This is a genomic window from Sphingobacterium sp. FBM7-1, from assembly GCF_020687765.1.
GTDB lineage: Bacteria > Bacteroidota > Bacteroidia > Sphingobacteriales > Sphingobacteriaceae > Sphingobacterium.
In genome coordinates, this window is the sequence record NZ_JAJEWJ010000006.1 from 19,027 (window position 1) to 41,068 (window position 22,042).

At 41.6% G+C, this 22,042-nt stretch carries 18 protein-coding genes; 9 read left to right on the top strand and 9 right to left on the bottom strand.

From position 1 onward, the window contains the following. The first annotated feature begins 69 nt into the window (after positions 1–69). The gene (locus LKO28_RS11175) at positions 70–1,323 is read left to right on the top strand and encodes a glutamate-5-semialdehyde dehydrogenase (protein ID WP_227694950.1); all 1,254 of its coding nucleotides are present in this window, start codon (positions 70–72) and stop codon (positions 1,321–1,323) included. Positions 1,324–1,490: 167 nt separating this feature from the next. Next, positions 1,491–2,126 (top strand): peroxiredoxin, encoded by a 636-nt coding sequence (locus LKO28_RS11180; RefSeq protein ID WP_227694951.1) that lies wholly within the window; start codon positions 1,491–1,493, stop codon positions 2,124–2,126. 37 nt (positions 2,127–2,163) lie between these two features. Here the strand turns inward: LKO28_RS11180 and LKO28_RS11185 are convergent, their stop codons facing one another. Together LKO28_RS11185 and LKO28_RS11190 are read right to left on the bottom strand one after the other, a co-directional pair. Continuing rightward, a complete protein-coding gene (locus tag LKO28_RS11185; RefSeq protein ID WP_227694953.1) occupies positions 2,164–3,264 on the bottom strand; it encodes a S1C family serine protease in 1,101 nt (366 codons plus the stop codon). Positions 3,265–3,271: 7 nt separating this feature from the next. After that, on the bottom strand, positions 3,272–3,847 hold the full coding sequence (locus LKO28_RS11190; protein WP_227694954.1) for an RNA polymerase sigma factor: 576 nt from the start codon (positions 3,845–3,847) through the stop codon (positions 3,272–3,274). A 115-nt stretch (positions 3,848–3,962) separates the two neighbouring features. On the opposite strand from LKO28_RS11190, the gene ispF reads away from it, so the two are divergent. Further along, positions 3,963–4,442: a 2-C-methyl-D-erythritol 2,4-cyclodiphosphate synthase gene (gene ispF, locus LKO28_RS11195; protein ID WP_227694956.1), complete on the top strand. Its 480-nt coding sequence runs from the start codon at positions 3,963–3,965 to the stop codon at positions 4,440–4,442. Here ispF and LKO28_RS11200 read toward each other — a convergent pair. Beyond that, the gene (locus LKO28_RS11200; RefSeq protein WP_227694957.1) at positions 4,426–5,649 is read right to left on the bottom strand and encodes a TCR/Tet family MFS transporter; all 1,224 of its coding nucleotides are present in this window, start codon (positions 5,647–5,649) and stop codon (positions 4,426–4,428) included. The genes ispF and LKO28_RS11200 overlap by 17 nt on opposite strands. Positions 5,650–5,776: 127 nt before the next feature. Between LKO28_RS11200 and LKO28_RS11205 the strand changes: the two genes are divergently transcribed. Then, a complete protein-coding gene (locus tag LKO28_RS11205) occupies positions 5,777–8,023 on the top strand; it encodes a penicillin-binding protein 1A (protein ID WP_227694958.1) in 2,247 nt (748 codons plus the stop codon). Between the two features lie 81 nt (positions 8,024–8,104). Continuing rightward, positions 8,105–9,901, top strand: a complete 1,797-nt coding sequence (gene uvrC, locus LKO28_RS11210; RefSeq protein WP_227694959.1) for an excinuclease ABC subunit UvrC — start codon at positions 8,105–8,107, stop codon at positions 9,899–9,901. Positions 9,902–10,050: 149 nt separating this feature from the next. Here uvrC and era read toward each other — a convergent pair whose 3' ends face one another. Continuing rightward, positions 10,051–10,929 carry a GTPase Era gene (era, locus tag LKO28_RS11215; RefSeq protein WP_227694960.1) on the bottom strand — a complete coding sequence of 293 codons (879 nt, stop codon included), beginning with the start codon at positions 10,927–10,929 and terminating at the stop codon, positions 10,051–10,053. Positions 10,930–10,978: 49 nt separating this feature from the next. Then, complete coding sequence (locus tag LKO28_RS11220) at positions 10,979–12,922, bottom strand: KUP/HAK/KT family potassium transporter (RefSeq protein ID WP_227694961.1); 1,944 nt, start codon at positions 12,920–12,922, stop codon at positions 10,979–10,981. A 192-nt stretch (positions 12,923–13,114) separates the two neighbouring features. On the opposite strand from LKO28_RS11220, the gene LKO28_RS11225 reads away from it, so the two are divergent. Next, a complete protein-coding gene (locus LKO28_RS11225; RefSeq protein ID WP_227694962.1) occupies positions 13,115–13,531 on the top strand; it encodes a T9SS type A sorting domain-containing protein in 417 nt (138 codons plus the stop codon). 9 nt (positions 13,532–13,540) lie between these two features. On the opposite strand, the gene ispG is transcribed toward LKO28_RS11225, so the two are convergent. Further along, entirely contained in the window at positions 13,541–15,544 is a 2,004-nt protein-coding gene (ispG, locus tag LKO28_RS11230) for a (E)-4-hydroxy-3-methylbut-2-enyl-diphosphate synthase (RefSeq protein ID WP_227694964.1), read from the bottom strand. Positions 15,545–15,724: 180 nt separating this feature from the next. Continuing rightward, entirely contained in the window at positions 15,725–16,651 is a 927-nt protein-coding gene (locus LKO28_RS11235; RefSeq protein WP_227694966.1) for a LiaI-LiaF-like domain-containing protein, read from the bottom strand. 184 nt (positions 16,652–16,835) lie between these two features. Between LKO28_RS11235 and LKO28_RS11240 the strand changes: the two genes are divergently transcribed. The 3 genes from LKO28_RS11240 to LKO28_RS11250 all read left to right on the top strand — a co-directional run bounded on the left by LKO28_RS11240 (position 16,836) and on the right by LKO28_RS11250 (position 19,300). Next, positions 16,836–17,570: an MlaE family ABC transporter permease gene (locus tag LKO28_RS11240; protein WP_227694968.1), complete on the top strand. Its 735-nt coding sequence runs from the start codon at positions 16,836–16,838 to the stop codon at positions 17,568–17,570. A gap of 10 nt (positions 17,571–17,580) precedes the next feature. Continuing rightward, complete coding sequence (locus tag LKO28_RS11245; RefSeq protein ID WP_227694969.1) at positions 17,581–18,336, top strand: ABC transporter ATP-binding protein; 756 nt, start codon at positions 17,581–17,583, stop codon at positions 18,334–18,336. A gap of 61 nt (positions 18,337–18,397) precedes the next feature. Beyond that, on the top strand, positions 18,398–19,300 hold the full coding sequence (locus LKO28_RS11250) for a class I SAM-dependent methyltransferase (protein ID WP_227694970.1): 903 nt from the start codon (positions 18,398–18,400) through the stop codon (positions 19,298–19,300). Positions 19,301–19,304: 4 nt separating this feature from the next. On the opposite strand, the gene LKO28_RS11255 is transcribed toward LKO28_RS11250, so the two are convergent. After that, positions 19,305–21,077 (bottom strand): hypothetical protein, encoded by a 1,773-nt coding sequence (locus LKO28_RS11255; RefSeq protein WP_227694971.1) that lies wholly within the window; start codon positions 21,075–21,077, stop codon positions 19,305–19,307. A 187-nt stretch (positions 21,078–21,264) separates the two neighbouring features. Next, on the bottom strand, positions 21,265–22,038 hold the full coding sequence (locus tag LKO28_RS11260) for a DUF4382 domain-containing protein (RefSeq protein WP_227694972.1): 774 nt from the start codon (positions 22,036–22,038) through the stop codon (positions 21,265–21,267). Positions 22,039–22,042: the final 4 nt, after the last annotated feature.

The window sequence follows — 22,042 nt, forward strand, 5'->3', positions numbered from 1 at the left end:
TGAATAGTTGTATAGACGGAAAAGAAGTCTGTACAGATGGTAACATAATAAAAAAGAAAGGGATTTTTGATGATGAAGGAGAATATACAAGAAGAATTAAAAGCGGCACATGAAGCAACAATAGCCGTAAAGCGCTTGCAAGACGCAGAAAAACAACAATTGCTAACAGGAATCGCAGATTCGCTGGAGAAACGTATAGACGAAGTTATCCAAGAGAATAAGAAAGATTTGGAGCGTATGGATCAAGAAGATCCACGATACGATAGGCTATTGCTAAATAAAGATCGGATTTTAGCTTTATCGACGAGTTTAAAGGATGTTGCCAATTTACCAGATCCTACAGGATTGTTAATTTCTAGTAAGAAGTTGGAGAATGGACTGCTCGTGGAGAAGAAAACGGTTCCGCTAGGAGTGGTCGGTGTAATCTATGAATCTAGACCCAACGTTACCGTAGACGTAGCTGCGTTATGCATCCGTTCGGGAAATGTTTGTGTATTACGCGGGGGGTCAGACGCGTGGTATACCAATCGTATTTTGGTTGAAATTATACAGGATGAATTACGGAACAATAATTTAGATACCAACATTGTTCAGTTGCTGCCGACCGACAGGGCTTTCGTGAGCGAACTTCTATCTGCTACGGAATATGTAGATATTATTATTCCAAGAGGGTCACAGGCGCTGATCGATTTAGTGCGCGAACAAGCAAAAGTACCTGTTATCGAAACGGGGGCTGGTGTGTGTCATACCTATGTGGAGCGCTCTGGGGATCTCGAAAAGGCAGCAAAAATTATTGCAAATGCCAAGATACAGCGTCCATCTGTATGTAATGCATTGGATACTGTTTTGATAGATCGCGAGGTAGCCCCCAGTCTGCTTGAACAGGTGGCTCCCTATTTTAAAGATAGTAGTGTGAAAATCTATGCTGACCAAGCTGCCTATACGATTCTGCAGGAAATTGGTTACCCTTTTTTGGAATTAGCAACAGAAGAAGATTTTGGGCGGGAGTTTCTCTCGTTACAGTGTTCCATTAAAGTGGTAGATTCTTTTGAAGAAGCTTTAGATCATATCGCAACGCATTCTTCGAAACATTCGGAGTGTATTGTTTCTACCGATGCAGAACGCATCCATACCTATATGGAAACAGTCGACGCTGCTGCGGTTTATACCAATGCCTCGACGCGTTTTACAGATGGCGGCGCTTTTGGATTAGGAGCAGAAATAGGGATTTCCACGCAAAAGCTTCATGCCAGAGGACCGTTCGCGTTGGAGAAATTAGTTACGGAGAAATGGTACATTACCGGAGATGGTCAAATCCGGTAATTGTTTTACTGTCAGTAATATCCGGTTTTGTGGAAGATTACCGTAATCTGACATTTATGGTCGGATAATTGCAGAAATAAGAGCGGATTATTTTGATAAAGCAATGATAATCTACTAAATTTGTAGACAATGTAGTTGTTTAATTAAAACCTTTAAATTTTTAAGATATGAGTTTAAAATTAGGTGATGTCGCTCCTAACTTTCAGGCAGAGACTTCCGTAGGAAAAATTGATTTTTACGAATATATTGGTGACGGTTGGGCAGTTTTGTATTCGCACCCTTCCGATTACACACCCGTATGTACAACTGAACTGGGGCGTACCGCTCAATTGAAATCGGAGTTTGAAAAAAGAAATACCAAAGTTTTGGCGTTAAGTGTGGATTCCGTAGAGGATCATTTAGGTTGGATTAAAGACATTAACGAAACGCAAAATTGTGATGTGGACTTCCCGATCATTGCCGATAAAGATCGTCGGGTTTCGGAATTATATGACATGATTCATCCCAATGCGTCTGCTACGGCAACTGTACGCTCTGTATTCGTTATCGGACCCGATAAGAAAATCAAATTGACCCTAACTTATCCTGCTTCTACGGGCCGAAATTTCTTTGAAATTTTGCGGGTTATAGATTCGCTTCAACTGACGGACGAATATTCTGTTGCCACACCTGCTGATTGGAAAGACGGCGAAGATGTAATTGTAGTTCCCGCTATAAAAACAGCGGATATTCCGGCGAAATTTCCGAAAGGGTATACCGAGATAAAGCCGTATTTAAGGGTTACACCTCAGCCAAATAAATAACAAAAAACGGGCAAAATAAAATTTTGCCCGTTTTTTGTTAATATACTTTCACGATATAAATATGATCTTGTAGTCTTTTGATTTGATCTGTCCGTGACAGGCTGTGCAATACATTTTTATTATTTAAAACGACATTCTTGCCGTTTAGTGAGTCGGCGGGAATATTGTTCAGGGTTTCGATTAACGCCTTCGTTTTGATCGCGAAAGCAGCTCCGTCTATCCCTTTTTGTTTTCCGCTGATAATCCCGATCACATTCCCATCTTTATCCAATAGCGGGCCACCACTATTACCCGGGTTTACGGGAATGGATATCTGATAGGCAAGTGTATCACCGGCATATCCTGTAGAAGAACTCAGGTAACCTTGCCCATAGACCGCTTCATCTCTCGGAAAACCGATTGTATAAACATCTTCTCCCATGTCAGAATCTTGTTTTTTAAATGTATAAGGGATGTTTTTAGCCGATTTAAAAGTAGAATCGCTGATATGTAGAATCGCTAAATCTTTCTCCGGATTCGTAAAGACAATATCTGCTTTAAAAGATTCTCCTTTATGATTCTGTAAATATACCGAATCAGCACCCGTGATGACGTGGTAATTCGTGACGACGTATCCATTCTTTGTAATCATAAATCCCGTTGCACCATAATGCATGGTTTCTCTTGCATTATCTTTTGAATTATGCATGTTTTGGATAGCAACGTTCTGCGCATTTACATTACGTTTTACGGTATTCATATCCCGCCGTAATGCACTATAATCCGAGGTAGTCTTTTTCAGATTTTTATAATATCCTGTTAACCATAAAGTCGAAAATACGGATACGATAGCAATGGCGGCGGCTACCGCAGCGCTAAATTTAAATCTATCCCATAAGCCAAAAACTTTGGTTGATGATTTGGGCTGACGGGTTTGATGGTAGGCTTGTCCCATGCGTTGCAGATCCCGTTTAAAATTCGAACGAGCATCCGCAACTTTCATGTCATTTACTAAAGCCTGGTGTTGCTTGAATAATACCGCATGTACAGGAGTTGCTTCACAATACGCTTCAAATTGTCGTTTTTCTTCTTCTGAAAGTTCTTCCCGAAGATAGGCGTCTGCCCACGCTAAGAAATCCTGTTCATTTATGCCTTTCATGACTATTTTAACTATACTTTTTAAAAAAAATCTTTTTCAAGCGTTGGAGACATTTATATTTTTGAGTCTTGGCATTGTCTGTATTTGTATAACCAAATTTCTCACAAATTTCCGCCATAGAATTTCCCCGTATATAGAAATCATATAAGATGGTTCTACAAGGTTCTCCTAAACCGTTTAATGAGCCTTCCATATGCAGAAGCCGTTCTTCTATAATCTCATGGTTCTCTATAGCTTCTTCAACTGCTAGCGTGTCGCCATAATCATCTATCGAGTCTTTACGGTATTTCGCTTCGCCACGAGTAAGGTGTTTAAGCCACAAACGTTTAGAGATGGCATACAAGAATGTTTGTAATTTGCTGCTCAGTACGAAATCACCTTTATTGATTTTAGTATACAGCACCATCACGGTTTCCTGAAAAATATCCTGAGCTTCCTCTCTGCTACCACGATTGGTGATGATCATCTGAGCAATAGGAGGGAAATGTATTTGATATAATTGCTGGATAGCAAGGTTGTCCCCGTCTCTAATGCCTTCGATGATGCTAGCATCAATCTGTATATCGCTTTTTTCCTTACTCACTTATTAATACCTCTTTAATCAAATAGTAACCTATTACGCTGGATTAATTTTAATTTTTCATCAAGTTGATGACAAATCAAAAGTAGCAAATAAATTTTTGTATGTTCGCGTTGTTATGAAGATAAAAGTAGGTTTTGGTTTTGATGTTCATCAAATAAAAGAAGGGCATCCGTTTGTGATGGGTGGGGTACAGTTAGACCACCACGCGGGAGCATTTGGGCATTCGGATGCAGATGTGCTTGCACATGCCATTTGTGATGCAATTTTGGGTGCCGCCAATTTGGAGGATATTGGTTATCATTTTCCGAATACCGATCCTAAATGGAAAGGTATTAGCAGTCTTCTTTTACTTGAAGAGTGTGTGAAGCTTTTAAAAGAGCGGGGGTTTAGATTGGGTAATATTGATAGTATGCTATGTTTGGAAGCACCGAAAATAAAACCATATATCTCCGCCATGAAAGAAAATATCGCGAAAGCAGCAGGCATTGATATGGACGATATCTCGATCAAAGCAACGACGAATGAAACGATGGGGTTTATTGGTAGGGAAGAGGGGGTTGTAGCATATGCCGTATGCCTTATTGAGAAGGTATAGATTTCTGTCGAAAATAAATATAAGCAATAAAAAAAGCTGCGAGTGTTAGTATACCTCCCATAATAAAAGGCGCTCCTGGGAGATAAATACTAGTGTTATCCTTGGTGAAAAAGGCAAATAGATTACTCATCATTAATGGGCCGAATATGGCGGTCAAGCTGATTACGGAAGCAATTCCGCCTTGGATTTGTCCCTGCTCATTGTGGGGAGTAAGGTTAGAAATTAGACTTTGAAGGGCAGGACCGCCGATACCTCCGCAAACATAGAGGACGCTGGCTGCAAATAGCATCCCACTCGAAGAAACCAATCCGATTAAGGGCAAGGCTACTGTTAACAAAAATAACCCGATTAGAATGGATTTGGATAAACCCAGTTTTGGAATGATAATCCGTAACAGGCCGGCTTGGACAATAGTAAGTAAAATGCCAATGAACCCGAGTGAGATACCCACCATCTTTTCATCCCACGCAAATTTTTCCATCGTATAGTAAGACCATGTACTCTGAACCGCGTGCGCGGCGAGGTTAATTAGAATAATACAACTAAGTAATGCATATATTTGAGGATAGCGTTTCATATGTTTAAACGCTCCGATGGGGTTCGCATTTCGCCAAGAAAAAGAGCGCCTATTTTCTTTTGTAAGTGACTCGGGTACCACGAAGTAGCCGTATATAAAATTAAAGAGGCTTAGTGCGCCTGCCGCGAAAAATGGAATACGAGCACCGTAATGGCCTAATAATCCGCCGATAACAGGTCCGATAATAAAGCCTAGTCCAAAAGCAGCGCCGAGCAACCCGAAATTTTGTGCTTTCTTTTCTGGAGAGCTGATGTCGGCAATATAGGCTGCTGCCACGGTATGACTAGCTCCCGTCACCCCTGCAATGAGACGTCCGACAAACAGCCATAAGATGCTGGGGGCAAGTCCCATTAAAATATAGTTGATGCAAAACCCTAACAGAGAGATGAGCAACACCGGGCGCCTGCCGTAGGTGTCACTTAAGTTTCCGAGTACGGAGGCAAATATAAATTGTGTAAAGGCATAAGCAAACATAAGCCAGCCTCCGTAATAAGAAGCTTCGCTAAGATCCCCTTGTATGAGTTCCTTGATGAGAGACGGGAGTACCGGAATAATAATACCTAGACCGATGGTATCAATCACGACCGTTAGAAAAATAAAGAATAATCCCGCATTGTTTTTCTTATGCATAACTTATAATTCAGACGGATTGAATAATTCGGCTAATGTAAAATTTTAATACGGGATCGTTCTAAACTTTTTTAAAACTATTAAGACGATAATGTTAACTTTGTACTAAAATCGTATCATAGATGCTATGAAGAGAGAATCAAAGCAGAAGTTGACAGACATTGATATCAAGCGGTATACCCGAAATTTCTGGACAATATTAGTGAGTATTGTTGTGCTAGGGATACTTTTCCTCACCAGTGTACGCTTGGGAGTTTTTGGTGTATTGCCCTCTTTTGAAGAATTAGAAAATCCGAAGAGTAATTTAGCCTCAGAAATATTGACCGACGACTTACAGGTGTTAGGTCGATATTACAAACATAACCGCTCTAATGTAAAATATAGCGAATTATCCCCTCATTTGGTACATGCCTTGGTATCCACCGAAGATAAGCGGTTTTATGATCACGCTGGTATCGATTATTCGCGTACCATTACATCAGCGCTATACACCACTTTACTCAATAAAAAACAAGGAGGAAGTACAATTACGCAACAATTGGCATTGAATCTTTTCTCCGAACGGCGGGAGCGTAACACCTTTAAGCGGATCATGCAAAAGTTTCAAGAATGGATTACCGCAGTTCGTCTAGAAAGAAGTTATACAAAAGAAGAGATTATCACAATGTATTTCAATACGGTTGATTTTGGGGCCTATAACACATTCGGGATAAAATCAGCTGCACGTACATATTTCGATACTACTCCAGATCAATTGACCCCTGCGCAGGCTGCCACACTTGTGGGTATGTTGAAAGGTACATATATCTATTCGCCGGTACGATTTCCGGAAAACTCTATAAGACGTCGTAACACGGTCCTCAATAACATGGTTGACCAAAATTTTATGACCAAGGAAGAAGGACAAACCGCGAAAGAACAGGAGTTAAACCTGAAGCTACGGATAGCGAATTACGGGGAAGGTATGGCACCCTATTTTCGTGCGGTGCTGAAAGAGGAATTAAAGAAGGAATTTAAACGCTTGGCCATTACGAAAGCCGACGGGACCCCTTATGATTTAGACCGCGACGGATTGAGGGTTTTTACACCGATTAATTATGCGATGCAGCAATACGCCGAGGAAGCTCAGCAAGAATGGATGGAAAAACTACAGCGGGATTTTGATAGACAATATCGGAATACCGACCCATTTAAAGGCGCAAATGCTAACTTGTTAACGACGGGAATGAGGCGCTCTGATCGGTACCGGGTTCTGAAAGAAGCAGGCATGTCGGCAGAGGAAATTAAGCAAGAATTTAATAAAAAAGTACCGATGACCCTATTTACCTATAAAGGGAATGTAGATACGGTCATGACGCCTATGGATTCGATTCGTTATAATAAGCTTTTTCTCCAGAATGCGGTGATGTCCATGGAACCCAAAACAGGCCATATCAAGGCATGGGTGGGCGGTATTAGTTTCGAACATTTTAAGTTTGATCATGTGAAGCTGGCTGAAAGACAAGTGGGCTCTACAGCGAAACCCTTTACTTATGCTGCTGCGATAGATAATGGATACTCACCTTGTTTTCCGGTGCCCAATCACTCGCGTACCTATGGTAATTGGACACCTCGGGGAACGGCGCAAGGAGGTGATCCTATCACGTTGAAAAATGCCTTGAAGTACTCGCAAAACTTTGCGTCAGCTTATGTGATAAATGAGGTGACCCCGGCGACAGTCGCTTCCCTGACGAAGCGTATGGGAATTACATCTAACGTTCCTAGTTACCCTTCTATTGCGCTGGGGGCATATGAAGCCTCTGTATATGATATGGTGGGTGCCTATTCGGCATTTGTCAACCACGGTACGTGGATTGAGCCTACGATGATTTTACGTGTCGAAGATAAAAATGGCACACCCATCTATGAAAAAACGCCTACTGTGGTGAAAGCATTGAATAGCGAATCTGCCTATATCATGGTGGATATGTTAAAAGGTGTCGTAGACGGCGGCACAGGATCTCGTTTGCGGCGTGCCGAATATGGTGGGTTCAAAAATCCGATGGGTGGAAAAACCGGAACGACAAACGATAACTCTGATGCCTGGTATATCGGAATTACGCCAGAATTGGTGACGGGAGTATGGACGGGAGCGGAAGACCGTGGGATTCGTTTCCATAGTATGGCTTATGGTCAGGGTGCCCAAGCTGCTCTGCCTATCTTTGGCTTGTACATGAAAAAGGTATATGCGGACAAAAATTTAAATTATACCCAGGACGATTTCCCGCTTCCTCCGGACGGGTTGACGCGTGAACTCGATTGTAATCAGTATCGGGAGTTTTTAGGTTCACCTGCTAATGAAGGTTCCCTAGACGACGACCGATTGGGGTTCTAATTTTTTGGGTTAATTATAATTGAATTTATAAACGCCGAACAGCAAGTTTTAACGAAATTTGTTGTTCGGCACTTTTTTGATATGAGCGTATTCGATTACAGAGAAGAATTAAAGAAAATCCCTCATAAGCCAGGTGTTTATCAATACTTTGATAAAAATAATGAGCTTATTTACGTAGGGAAAGCTAAGAATCTGCGTAATCGGGTCGGTTCATATTTCGTTAATGAGACACAGCTAAACAGTAAAACCCGAGTACTTGTAAGGAAAATAAACCGTATCGCTTTTACCATTGTCGATACGGAAATAGACGCTTGGCTTTTGGAGAATAATCTGATTAAAAAACATAAGCCACGTTACAATGTCCTATTGAAGGACGACAAAACCTACCCATGGATTGTTATTAAGCAGGAACATTTTCCACGTGTTTTCTGGACCCGCAAGTATATCCGAGACGGCTCACGCTATTATGGACCCTACGCCTCGGTAGGCATGATGCACATCATTTTAGATATGATCCGGGAGCTTTTTCCCTTACGTACCTGTAACCTTAACCTTTCTCCCGAAAATATAGCCAAGGGCAAATATAGAATCTGTTTAGAATATCAAATTGGTAATTGTAAAGGACCTTGCGAAGGATATCAGTCGGAGGAGGACTACGACCAAAACCTCTCCGATATAAAAAATATATTAAATGGTAAGATAGCGATGGTTACCAGTCGTCTTAAAGCTCAAATGAACGAGGCAGTGAAAGCATTGGATTTCGAAGGCGCACATAAGCTAAAAACGAAATTGGAAAAGCTTGCGAATTATCAAAGTAAATCTACCGTTGTTAGTTCTTCTATTACTAATGTGGATGTATTTAACATTGCATCAGAGGACAATTACGCCTTTGTAAACTATTTGAAAGTTGTACATGGCGTGGTTATCCAGACGCAGACGTTAGAGATGAAGAAGCGTTTAGATGAGTCTGAAGAGGAGTTGCTGGCGCTTGCCATTCCTGAATTTAGGGAGCGTTTCAAAAGCACGTCCAAAGAGATCATTGTTCCTTTCGACATCCATATCGAAGGGAATACTGCTATAAAGTTTACCATACCCAAAGCGGGTGAAAAGAAGAATCTGTTGGAATTGTCCCGAAAGAACGTTGCGTATTTCAAAAAGGAGCGAATGTTGCAATACGAGAAGTTGAATCCCGAGGTAAAAACAGAGCGTATTTTAAAGCAAATGCAGAAAGACTTACGCTTGAATGTACTTCCCAAGCATATCGAGTGTTTTGATAATTCGAATATTCAGGGAAGTTATCCTGTTTCGGCTATTGTCGTTTTCAAGGATGCAAAACCTTCCAAAAAAGACTATAGGCATTTTAATGTCAAGACGGTCGTCGGTCCGAATGATTTTGCGACGATGGAGGAAGCCGTTTTTCGACGTTATAAAAGAATGTTGGACGAAAACGAGCCACTTCCTCAATTAATTGTGATTGACGGCGGGAAAGGACAGTTGGGAGCAGCAATGAAAAGTCTGAAATTATTAGGGATCGAAAAAGAAATGACGGTTATTGGCATCGCCAAGCGTTTGGAAGAATTGTATTACCCAGGCGATCAATACCCCTTGTACCTTGATAAAAAGTCTGAGACGTTAAAAGTTATCCAGCATCTACGTGACGAAGCCCACCGTTTTGGAATTACTTTTCACCGTAACCAACGTAGCCGGAAAACCTTTGTCTCTGAATTGGAAAATATACCTGGGATAGGGAAGACCTCGGTGGAAAAACTTCTAAAGACCTTTAAATCGACTAAGAAAGTGAAAGAAGCATCGGACGAGGAACTAAGCAAAGTGCTTACCCGGAAACAGGTCACAGCACTCCGCGAATATTTCGTCTAGAACGCTAAACAATTGCACCATCCCACTTTAACATTTAATGTCGCATCAAAAATTTTGAAATATGTAGAAATTCATCCTTAGTACTATCCCCTCCATTCAAAGTTTTTAAGCGACGAGGTTTTGGTTCTTTTTACGGGAAAAAGAACAAATTAATCTTCATACCCAAACTTTTTAAGATAGTTCTTTTTGCGTCGCCAGTCGGGGATGACCTTCACGAAAAGTTCTAAAAATACCTTTCCATCGATAAACGCTTCGATATCCTGTCGGGCATAAGTGCCTACTTTTTTTATCATTGATCCACTTTTTCCGATCAAAATATTTTTTTGTGAATCACGTTCTACAATAATTTCTGCAGCAATCCTTGTGATGGTGTCTTCTTCTTTATAGGACGTTACAACTATTTCGGTGCTATACGGAATTTCTTTATCGTAGAGCTTAAAGATCTTTTCACGAATCATTTCTGATACAAAGAAACGCATGCTTTTGTCCGTTAGCTCATCTTTTTCATAATAAGGCGGATGGATCGGAAGCTTCTCCTTGATATATTCCATGATGCCCGTCACACCGTGATTGAGCAGTGCGGAAATAGCAAAAATAGCATCTGGGTTTAGCTTCTCCTGCCAGAATGCAATTTTGCTTCTTACTTCTTCCTCCGAGGATTTATCAATTTTATTGATAAGAACGGCAATCGGAGAAGATGTTTTACGCAATTTCTCTACGACATCACTCTCGTCAAATTTCTCGTGGATATCGGTCACAAATAGAATTACATCTGCGTCAATCAAAGAACCCTGTACAAAATTCATCATCGATTCTTGTAATGAATAGTTGGGTGTAATCACCCCGGGTGTATCCGAAAATATAATTTGATGATCGTCATCGTTCACAATCCCCATGATTCGATGTCGAGTAGTTTGTGCTTTAGGGGTGATAATGGACATTTTTTCCCCGACCAATGCGTTCATTAAGGTCGATTTCCCTGCATTTGGTTTTCCGATTATACTGACGAATCCTGCTTTATGCGACATGAATTGTTAATTTATTTTGTCGTAAAGGTACGAAATTTAGAAATACGATCTATTGCAGTCTTTTTATCGCAACATCCTTTGTAGTAGGGATATTCAAGGGAACACGCTCGAGCGTTACAAAGCTACTGTCTAATCCGAATCCCTTTTCTTCCGATAAACTAAATCGCTTCAGCGTTTTGTATATCTCTAGAATAATTTTTTCATGCCATTTCAAAGCATGTGTTTTAGCAATTATTTTTTCCAGCACGACAAAGTTGAAATCTCCAGAGAAGCCATGTTTCCGTAAAGTGTTATAGTTACTGGTGATGTCAATTTCCCCTTTCTCGACCATATCTTCCACTACCTTTCGAAACAATAAGCTAATACGTTGTTCCTCTCTAAAACCTAGTTTGAAATCAATGCGAATCAGCTTTTGCGGTATCAGTTGTTCAACCGCATATTCGCGGGTGTGCGGATTATCCATAACGTCTACATGTACTAGCCAGTATACATCGGCCCTTTTAGGTTTTTTATTCAGAATGGAGTACATGATTTTGGACTCAATCTCATTTTTATTATTAGCGCTTGTTAAATATACCAGATGGGAAGCGAAAACCGGGACGGATTGGTCTTCGCTCAGTTCAGCAATAATCGGGAAATACGGCCGGATATCGACGAAACGTACAAAACTATTTTTTATCTTACGTGCGCCATACCAGGCAAACATTACCGTAAATAGAGTACTTGCAAGTAATAAGGTTAACCATCCGCCATGCGTCAATTTTATTAAATTTCCGGCGAGAAATACGACTTCTATCGTGAAATAAAATACGCCAAAAATCACGATCCATATCTTGGATATATGTACGCGCAACAAAAATACACACATTAAAATGGTCGTGGTAATAAACGTTAAGTTGATCGCCAATCCATAAGCAGCTTCCATGCGCGAGGAATGCTGAAAAACAGCGACGATCAACATACAACCGATATATAAAATAAGATTTATCGAGGGGACATATAGCTGCCCCTTATGGTCGCTCGGGTAGCGGATCGCTACTTTAGGCCAAATATTTAATCGTACAGCTTCCGAAATAAGGGTAAAAGAACCTGATATCATGGCCTGGCTCGCGATTATTGCTGCTACGGTTGCGATAATAATACCATAGCCTACAAAGGCATTCGGCATAATGGCGTAGAAGGGATTTACATCCCCCATTTGTGTTCCTACATGTTCCATTAACCACCCGCCCTGACCAAAATAATTAAACACAAGCATCAGTTTAACAAATAGCCAGCTGACGCGGATATTGGCTTTCCCACAGTGTCCCATATCAGAATAAAGTGCTTCTGCCCCGGTTGTACACAAAAATATAGCGCCGACGAGGAAAAGAGCTTGCGGATGATCCACAATTGTTTTGATAGCGTAATACGGATTTAACGCTTGAAAGACTTCTGGTGCACGCACAATGTATAACAAGCCCAAGATACCGATCATGCTGAACCACACGAGCATCAGCGGACCGAAAACACGTCCAACCACCGAGGTCCCAAACCGCTGGATGAGAAACAATAAACTTATAATGACTACCACGATAGGAACCGTGGGTATGTCTGGATTTCGGATAGCTAGTCCTTCGATGGCCGATGAAATCGTGATTGCCGGCGTGATCATACCATCCGCAAGTAGGGCGCTAGCGCCAATAATTGCCGGTATAATTAGCCATTTCGCCTTTTTGCGCACGAGGGAATATAGGGAAAGGATACCACCCTCTCCTTTATTATCCGCCTGCAAAGTAATCCATACATATTTTATGGTCGTCTGTAAAGTTAACGTCCAGAAAACGCAGGAAAGACTACCTAAAATAAGGTTTTTTTCGATAGTTCCCTGACTGAAAATAGCTTTCACAACGTACAGGGGAGAAGTGCCGATGTCTCCGAAAATGATGCCTAAACTAATTAATAAACCAGCTAAACTGAGCTTATTCGCATCGGGACGCTTCTGGAGTTTCATGCTTCAAAAATTATAATACAAACATACGCTAAAACACGATTATTTTTATACCGTCAAATGCACACAACGTATATTCTTGTTAAAAATTGTTAAAGGGGTGAAAAAAAAGAAAAAAAATATCCAACCATACCACAAAAAAAGTAACTTTGTTTATATCAATTACACCAATCTATATTTAAGGAACATTCCAGCATGATAGGATTAAGAAAAAAAATAGCATTATTTACTCTCGCAAGCATCGCTGTGCTTAGTGTGGGGAAAGCTATGACTATTCATCCTATTTCGGAAAATGCAGCTGCTGCCACTCATGCGTTATACGGAATAACGGCAGAGCAAGAAAGCGAAAAGTTGATCAATAACGTTAAGGTGTTTTATAATCCGGTTGCCGAGCAAATTACGTTAAACTTTACACTGAGCCAACAGCATACCGTCGTCATTAAAGTGATGGATGCATTAGGAAATGAGGTCTTGAACCTGCTGAATGGTCGTTTGGAAGAAGGTTTGCAAAGTCTCTCCTTTGATACGGATGGCAAGCTTACGGCAGGGTTTTATTTTGTTAGAGTCTCTTCCGGTACAGAAACCGTCGTAAAACGTATTTCTGTACGATAACTGCGGCGATCACTCCTCGGCCTCTACCCATAATCCATCATTTTTAATAATTTCTATCAGTTCATCCAGGGCATCGGCCGAGCTTACATTTCTTTTGACCACTTCTTTGCCTCGATACAAGGTGATTTTGTCCGGGCCAGCCCCCACATAACCATAGTCTGCATCCGCCATTTCTCCTGGTCCGTTAACAATACAACCCATAATACCGATCTTTAATCCTTTTAGATGATTGGTGCGGCTTCTAATCATCTGTGTGGTTTCTTGTAGATCAAAAAGCGTCCTTCCACAACTAGGGCAAGAAATATATTCCGTTTTAGAAATGCGGGAACGTGTTGCCTGCAGTATACCAAATGATAAGGATGCCAGCTTCGCTAACGGCGTCGCTGGTGAGTCAATCCATATACCCGAACCCAATCCATCTACTAATAAAGCTCCCATATCCGTAGACGCATACAATTGTATCTTTGAAATTGGTTCTTCCGGATCCATAACGTCACCTACCGGACCTGAAAAATCCGATGGTGAATAATGCCGTTTGATAATAACTGGATTATGTATACCGATAGCCTGCAAATTGTTGAAAAACTGCCGTTGATCGGCCATACCATGTAACCTGTTCGTTTCCGAGATAAAGACAACCGTGTTATCTATAGCTAGATTAGCAAAATATTCACTTTTTAAATCGTCGTTTGATAGGAGTATTAAATTCAAGACCGGATCATGCACCGTAGCTTCCTGAAAGCGTTTCAACGAATAAACAGGATGCTTGTTCGCTTTATTTGCTAAAGTTTGCCAGGTATCATAATCATATAACACTTTGAGATTTCCCGGCAGTGCGAAAGAGGGCAATTGCGAACCGAGATACACAAAATCCACCGATTGCTCACCCATATGATATTTATCCAATAAGGCGTCGTAGCGATACCCCACGGCGTTTAATACAAAGGGATCTTTCAGATTTTCGCGTGAAATATCAACGACTATCCGTGGAACCATAGCCCCGCCTATAAAAGCATTAACTTCTAGCGCTTGATAAGGAGTAGTCTTGGTATGTCCCGACAAATTAATGATGTCGGGAGCAGGTACCTGCGCCAGTTTTGCCTGTCGGTCTACATAACGATTGGCTAAAGCTTTTGCAACGGGAACTTCAAATTCGGGTTCTTCAGTTAGCGATACCCGGATCGTATCGCCTAACCCATCTTCTAACAAGGTACCGATCCCTACCGCAGATTTAACACGTCCGTCTTCGCCATCTCCCGCCTCGGTTACGCCTAAATGTAACGGATAATTCATGTTTTCCGCCTGCATTTTTTCAACCAATAAACGGTAAGCCCGCACCATGACCTGTGGATTGGAAGACTTCATGGACACCACCAGATTATAGTACCGTAAATCTTCACAGATACGAATGAATTCCAAGGCAGATTCGACCATCCCCTCAGGCGTGTCGCCATAACGGCTCATGATGCGGTCGGAGAGCGACCCATGATTCGTGCCGATACGCATCGCGGTGCCGTACGTTTGACAAATTTTGACTAGAGGTGCAAACTTTTTATAGATACGATCCAACTCCTGCTGGTAAGCAGCGTCGGTATACACAATCTCGTCAAACTTTTTCTTATCCGCATAATTACCCGGATTGACCCGGACTTTTTCGACGATACGGGCCGCTACCTCTGCGGCATTAGGTGTAAAATGGATATCTGCCACAAGCGGGACATCGTAACCTCGTGATTTCAGCTCTTTCTTGATATTCGCTAAATTCTCCGCCTCTTTGATGCTTGGTGCAGTAATCCGCACATATTCACATCCTGCATCCACCATGCGTATGGTCTGTTCCACGGAGCCCAATGTATCCATCGTGTCAACGGTCGTCATACTTTGAATCCGTATAGGATGGTTTGCTCCCATAGGAATGTTACCTACCGTAACCTCCCGAGTCAAAAACCGACTATAAGATGTTTTGGAATTACAATATTCTCCAGATAAAATGCTTGTGTCTTTTGTATCCATACCTAGGTACAAAGTTAGTGTTTTTTTAGGAGTACTTTTTTTAGAAAAAAGTACTTCAAAAAATCGTCGCTTCGGATATTTGAGTAGGATTGTAGTGCAAAGGGGAAGCTTCTACATGTCTCAAACATCCGGAGGCGACCTCTAAGGTTAATGATGGATAGTGCGGTGTACCGTCCGTCATCAATATCGAGTTATGGTGAAATTATTAGCGGCGCCTTCCAGTTCAATATCAAACTTGTTGACCGCTTGATCGTAACCTGCAGTTTTTGCTACCCCATTTTCATTGCTTTCAAAACCTTCAAAGGAATTTTTTGACAGGATCGACGTATATTCCACTTTTACAGCCGCCGCTTTCGGTATATGGAGAAGGATAGTTGATGCCCCCGTAGCAATATCGATTTTTGAGCTACCTACCTGGGGAACGCCCAAGGTGAGCGTCATTTTACTGGCACCAGTGTTCACTTCCAGATGCTTAAATCGGAGTGCGGCTATGTCGTTATTAATGGTAGCTGCACCATAATTCAGTTGGATGTTCCAGAGCACCTCCGGATGAAGATCGACGAGTACCGTGTTTGATTTTTTGGTTTTAGCAGTCGGCTGCGCATTAATCACTACTTTTTGATGGGCTCCCTCGCGTGTCGTACGGATATTCATACCCATATCGTCCGTCTTTGCTCGAGCTGAAACCAAGTTTGTACTTTCTTGCGTCTGCATTTCAAATTTTCCGGCTCCGCCGTTAAACTCCAATGTGGCTTCTTCTATTGCCGGATCGAAAGGACTGTGTACGGCGTTGATCATGGGCCCATCGCCTTCGATATCACCCACGTGTATATGTTTGCTATTAAAAAGTTGTTCAGACCAATTTGTGTTTGGTGCAGTCATGCCCACATACAGCATCCAAGCCAGAAACAAAACATTGGAGCCAATTTTGATATAATTGCCGTACGTTTTATGCTGGACAATAAGGTTAATACCCGCAATAACAACTAGCAAAGGCCAGTATTTAATAATAGCCCAAAAATTAAAATGTATGATATCCAGGTTATGCAATAAAAGCACCAAGCCTATAAAGACAAACCAAATGCCCGATGTTATCTTATTCTCCATACTCGCTATTTCCTCGTAAACCTAACTAAAATGCTCCACAAAACTACAAGTTATCCATTTTTTATGCCATCTATTTTAGGTCATAAGACGAAAAATTTCGGTGAAATAATACATTACGTCGGTGAAATATCTTCCATGCAAATGCGTATATTGCAATATTATTTAACGAAAGTTCGATTATTCTATGATATTTCATCACTTTGGCTCTTACATTTTGTTATTGAGAAAAGTCTTCAAAAGACCGGAAAATTGGCGGATATATTTAAAAGAGATTTTTCATGAGATGAATGAAATTGGGCTAGGTTCCCTCAGTTTAATTTTGATTATTTCCACATTCATCGGAGCTGTGATGACGCTGCAAATCGCTTTTCAGTTGGTGTCGGATCTTATTCCTACAACGGTTATTGGGCAAATTAACCGAGATTCTAATATCTTAGAATTAGGCCCAACCATTTCGGGTTTGGTACTAATGGGGAAAGTTGGATCAGCCATCTCCTCTCAGATTGGCTCCATGCGTGTGTCCGAGCAGATCGATGCCTTAGAAATTATGGGTATCAATGCACCCGGTTTTTTGATTTTACCAAAAATCATTGCTGGCGTTATCATGGTTCCCGTTTTAGTGATTATTGCTATTTTCTGTGCGATCACCGGGGGATTGATAGGAGGGGGGCTGTCGGGTGCAGTTGCCCCGTCAGATTATATTCTAGGCATACAAGAAGGGTTTAATGGTTTTACCGTAGCCGTTGCCATCGTGAAAGCCATTATTTACGGGTTTATCATCACGTCGGTTCCAGCATACAAAGGCTTCTACGTTCGAGGTGGAGCATTGGAAGTGGGGCAAGCTGGTACAAAAGCAGTAGTAATAGGCTGTATTGCGATTTTAGCATGTGATTATATTATAACCGCGTTAATGTTGTAGCATTTATTTTATGATTGAGATTCAAAATATATACAAATCATTTGGAGATAACGACGTTTTAAAAGGAATTGATGCCATTTTCGAGCCGGGTAAAGTGAACTTGATTATCGGCGGATCCGGATCGGGCAAAAGTACGCTGTTAAAATGTATTGTCGGGCTTCATGAGCCCGATCAAGGAAAGGTGTTTTTCGATCAGCAAGCATTTACCGAAATGGACTTTGAAGAACGTGTGCCGATTCGCCGAAACATTGGTATGTTGTTCCAGAATTCTGCGCTGTTTGACTCCATGACTGTCGAACAAAACATTATGTTCGCCTTGAATATGTTTACCGATATGAGCCGCGCAGAGAAAATAGAACGGGCCAACTTCTGCTTGGACCGGGTGAATCTGAAAAATGTCAATAAGCTGTATCCATCGGAACTCTCTGGAGGTATGAAAAAAAGGGTAGGTATCGCACGGGCCATCAGTATGAGTCCGAAGTATTTATTTTGCGATGAACCCAACTCCGGGCTCGACCCGGCTACTGCGATATTGATTGATGAGTTGATTCAGGAACTAACGGAAGAATATCAATGTACGACCGTGGTGGTAACGCACGACATGAACTCCGTCATGGGCATAGGCGATTACATCCTGTTTTTGTACCAAGGACAAAAATTTTGGGAGGGATCGAACGAGGAAATGTTGCGTTCGGATATTCAGGAGTTAAATGATTTTGTTTTTGCTAGTCCACTCATGAAAGCTGCACGAGATTCCATTAAATAATGCCACATTTCCTTATTATCTTTGTGACGTTTTTTTAAATCTTTGACTTTAACTGCGGAAATTGACTTCTACAACAAACATACAACTTCTTACGCCCCAACATTGGGAGGATTATGAACTCATCGACTGTGGCGATTTTGAAAAGCTCGAACGCTTTGGCGATGTGATACTCATTCGTCCGGAACCCCAAGCCGTGTGGCCAAAAACATTAACCGAAGCGGAGTGGACAAATAAACATCATATCCGTTTTAGAGGTCGTTCAGCAACTTCAGGAGAGTGGCTTAAGAAGCGCCCCAACATGCGAGACCGATGGCACATCGAATACCGCAATAACGACGTCGTTATTAAGTTCAGATTGGGATTAACGTCTTTCAAGCACGTAGGGATATTTCCCGAACAGGCTGTAAACTGGGATTATATTTCCGAATCTGTTAAATCATTTCATACGCCCAATCCCAAAGTACTTAACCTATTTGCCTATACCGGCGGAGCGTCCCTGATCGCTAAAGCGGCTGGAGCGGACACCACGCATGTCGATTCTATCAAGCAAGTAGTTACCTGGGCCAACGAGAATCAGGAACTATCGCAATTGGATAATATCCGTTGGGTCGTAGAGGACGCCCTGAAATTCGTGAAAAGAGAACTGAAGCGCGGTAATAAATACCAAGGTGTCATATTAGACCCTCCAGCTTACGGACATGGACCTAAAGGAGAAAAGTGGAAGCTCGAAGACCATATTATGGAGATGATGCGGGAGGTGGTACAACTATTGGATCCGAAGGAACATTTTCTTATTTTAAATACCTATTCTTTAGGATTCTCATCGGTTATTGTGGAGAACCTTATACGGACTGCTTTCCCACAGGTAGAAAACCTGGAAATAGGAGAACTCTATTTACAGGCCACGGCAGGAAAGAAGCTTCCGTTAGGCGTATTTGGGAAATTTCGGAAAATAGTAGGTTAATTCGCTATGTCGTCTGTATTTGTAAGTCTGTTTCATAAGCACCTAGACTCGATAAGAAGCTAGCCGTTTCTTTAAAGCCGAACTTTTCCATGTCGCTTGTAAGGGTTTGATAGTATGCCAAGCCCTTCATCATTTGATCTCGGAATTTTTGAACAACCTTTTGCTTTTTTACATCGTCTGCGCTATCTTTCATTAAATTTTTTAGATAATCTGCATAAAGCTGTAATTCGTTCAGAAAAATATGGGATCTTTCCTTGAGCGCCAATGGCCGGCGACCATAGATATGGTCGACCATTTCTTTTAAGGTATATGCCCCCTTAAAATATGCGGTGTTGGGGCCTGGGCAGATCGATACTGCGGTATTTTCTCTGGGCTTCTGTATGTCGTATTTTAGGTAAGCAGACACGGCGAGCCCTTCACATAAACAAGTTTTTGCCGTGATCTTATCGAAGCGTTCCTGAAACACAGCTTCCGGAAGTTCTAGACGGTGTAATTCTTTGATTTTAGCGTGTTGATAGACACGGGAAGCAGTACATATCGGTTCGTCGGTAAACTCCGTATTAGACACGAGGTATTTTTTTGTACATGGACTTCCCGGAACGCCTTTAGCGATACGTTCCATCCTTTTCTGTTCCGCTGTGCTGCCTTTGAAATTATTGAAAGGAACCCCCAGTGGAGAAGAATCACTTAAATAGAAATCTGATTGATCCGACGCGATTAATTTAGTTAAGGTGTCCTCATCCACCGTCGTTGCCTCGGGAACCAATAAGAAAGGCGAACCCCAGCCGGCACTATCAAGGCCGTAATGCGCTAAAAGAAAGGCCTGTTCTTCTGCCGTTCCTATCCCTCCCTGTACCGCAAATTTGATGGGTAGCGTATGGTAGTCCGATATACCTTTTTCCAGAAGCGCTGTTTTATAAATAGCAGCAAGCTCTTGAATAAGCTCGTCTTTCTTTTGTTTAAACTCTTCTAGGATAGGTCCTAATAAGTAACCTTCCGTTGCAAAGGCATGTCCTCCGCAGTTTAAACCCGATTCAATACGGAATTCCGAAATCCAAAGTCCTTTTTTTGCCAGGTATTTTGCCTGAATGTAAGCCGAACGGTAGTCCGATACTTTTAAGATAATTTTCTTTTCCAACACCCCGTGTCGATTGGGAAAAAATGAAGGAAGTTCCGTTAGGTAATTATAAAGACGCGGATTCATCCCTGCCGAGAGGACTACGGAAGAACGTAAATTGGAATTGGCGAAACCACGTAATGCCGCTAACGCGTCCGAATATTTTTCGTCTAACATATTTCCTTTAGCATCCACATTCAGCTTATCAACCTTTGCCATGATATTGACATCGATATCTCCCGGGACAATCGACGCTTTAAGTTCTTCCTGTAAGGCTTTTTGTTCGAGAACATCTTGCGTGCCGAGCATTTTTTTATAGCGCTGTTTACTCCAGTCGTGCTCCGGCAAGAGCTCAAAATATTTGGTTAAGTCCGAATTTGGCGAAAAATCCTCCTGCTTAATATGAAAGATTTGGTTGTCGATAATTTGTTGTACGAGATTGAGGTATGCGGTAATTCGTTTTGCTCGGTAATCCTCTTCCGTCTTTTTGATCGGACTATAATAGAACTGATTCTCCTTTGCATAGAATGCCCGAATACGCTCGATAAGTTCGTCGTCTACAATAGACATAACCGAAGATATTCCGAATTTCGCCACTTTTAAAGGCGAATCTATGGAAAAAGCTAACCCTAAAACGGGAATGTGGAACGTGTGTTTCATATCTACTGTGTATCCCTACAAAATAAGGGAATCCGAGAGGATGATAAAATAACGTTCGCACTATATAAAAATGATTTAGGTCATTTTTTGACAAAAAGTCGAATATTGCGATGGACGAGGATAAAGACGGCATCCGGGCCACTATTCGATGGCATGAATAGAACCCGAATGCTATTTCAAAATATTATCAAGAAGTTAGATCGAGCGTAATCGTGCCTACATCCTTCGCAATACCTGTTTCGACGATAACCCCTTCCATGGTACTATTCTCATATGCATCATTTTCAGGTTCGATAATAATGGTGTATGTCCCGTCTTCTACACCCGGAAAGTAAAACTTGCCATCTGCATTTGTAACGGCACCAATACGCTCACCATCAACTACAATATATGTTTTGGGCGCAGCGTCCAAAGGCATGACCACACCGTGTATAGCCCCCGAAACAGCCTCCGGTATTGCCCGAACGACGGGTTTTAGGCTATATTCGCCATTACCTTGTTGTACAATGGAATTCGCGACGTCAAAATCCAACAAAAGGGTGTACGCTACGTTAGGAATTAATTCGTCATGTACTTTAATTTTAACACCAGAACTTTGCCCGCTTGGGGTGAACAACGGGTGATGTTCACCGTCGACGATAATTTCATTGCCTTCATCATCCAATATCAATCTGACTTCTTGCAAGCGGCCCGAAGCTACCGTTTCATTGGCTAACAACGTGTCTTTACCCATCGAGAATTCTAAAATGTCGAAAGGTTCATTGTCGTCAACATCAAGAGTTGTACGCCCGTTACTCGTCAATATCTCAATCTTATCGATATTGAGCAATACGGCATCATATCGCCCGGGTGCGTCCGTTATCTTTACCGATACCGGAGTTCTATTTGTTTTAGAGTCATCACTTTCACAGGAGCTTAAAAATGCCAAAGCGGCTAAGCCAGTAAATAATATTGTTTTCATATCA